General features: G+C 63.5%; 1 protein-coding gene. It reads right to left on the bottom strand.

Going from position 1 to position 532, the window contains the following annotated elements:
- Window positions 1–123: 123 nt before the first annotated feature.
- On the bottom strand, window positions 124–336 hold the full coding sequence (locus DEQ92_RS21745; protein WP_115821775.1) for a hypothetical protein: 213 nt from the start codon (window positions 334–336) through the stop codon (window positions 124–126).
- Window positions 337–532: the final 196 nt, after the last annotated feature.

Raw genomic sequence — 532 nt, 5'->3', positions numbered from 1 at the left:
CGACGCGGTCCTGGCGCGCTGCCGCTACCGAAGCGGTTCCCGAGCCGCACGTGTAAGGAGAGCCCCGGGGTGGCGTCTCGACCCTGGAGGGGACGTCGCTACAACAGGCAGTCGCCGTCGGCTCTAGCGACGTTGGTCGGTCGCGGTATCCGGTATCCGGTGCTGGGTGAGCCCCCACAGGAGGTCGCCCGTCATCTGCGCGAAGGTCGCGACGACAGTGACGGCGAAGACGCCGACGGCGGCTGTCAGCAGCGGTTCGCTGGCGAGCAGTTCCCCGACGAACCCGGCCACGATCGAAATGATCTGCAGCCCGAACAGACGGTCTAGGCGTTTCATTACTCATTCTATGCTACTGTCTCCAAGGTAATAGGCCGTGCGCGAGACGTGTCACCAGGAGAGTTGGTGACGTGCGCGACGGGCTTCGGTGTCGTATGCGCCCGCCGAACACGGACGAGTCATACTGTCGGACAGACGTTCGTGAATCATTGTGGCACCCACGGCGTGCCGATGATTTTCACATAGCTCTGTCCGA

The sequence above is a fragment of the Haloferax sp. Atlit-6N genome (assembly GCF_003383195.1).
Taxonomy (GTDB): Archaea; Halobacteriota; Halobacteria; order Halobacteriales; family Haloferacaceae; genus Haloferax; species Haloferax gibbonsii.
The sequence above is the reverse complement of the archived record's forward strand: the minus strand, read 5'-3'. Positions and strand labels throughout refer to the sequence as shown.

Bases quoted from the DNA above. Each gene is read 5' to 3' on its own strand.
- DEQ92_RS21745 (WP_115821775.1), bottom strand. From the start codon at position 336: ATGAAACGCCTAGACCGTCTGTTCGGGCTGCAGATCATTTCGATCGTG.